The 513-nt window shown below is 44.8% G+C and carries 1 protein-coding gene; it reads left to right on the forward strand.

Going from position 1 to position 513, the window contains the following annotated elements:
• Nucleotides 1-196: 196 nt before the first annotated feature.
• Nucleotides 197-513 (forward strand): transposase (locus DT603_RS16345; RefSeq protein ID WP_162350959.1); only part of this gene is annotated, 317 nt, incomplete at its 3' end.

Below are 513 nucleotides of genomic sequence, written 5' to 3' on the forward strand. Positions count from 1 at the left end.
CTTAATACGGAGTAAGTGATAGCGGTATCAGGAATGTATAAATGCTTTCCTACCAAGTGTCTACTTAGTAACTCTACTGTTAGATTTTTACCAAAAACGATGTCTAGATCGCCATTTCTTATCTTGACTTTAGCCTTTTAGAAGAATCCCGCTGGGCCTTCGGTATGTAGATTTGGGTCGCCAAACTTAAGTCCATATGCCTACGCTACCCAGCGAGTTTCTAACCGTAATACTACCGTATGCCAGTTTGTTTTGCAAACGGGTTTTTGTTCATGTGCAACTCTTGGTAGCTGGCGCTATGCTGGCACCGGGTAAGCGAACGATCACTTCAGTACTCCCAATTATGGGACTGAGTCAGGAAAAAGCGTTTCATACATATCATCGGGTATTGAGTCATGCTCGATGGTCAGCTTTGAGAGCAAGCCGTTTGTTACTAGAACAGCTCCTAGTGGTTTTCATTGGCCAGGAGCCCTTGGTAGTAGGGATTGATGAGACCTTAGAACGACGCTGGGG

The sequence above is a fragment of the Pseudoxanthomonas gei genome (genome assembly GCF_010119615.1).
Taxonomy (GTDB): domain Bacteria; phylum Pseudomonadota; class Gammaproteobacteria; order Xanthomonadales; family Xanthomonadaceae; genus Pseudoxanthomonas_A; species Pseudoxanthomonas_A gei.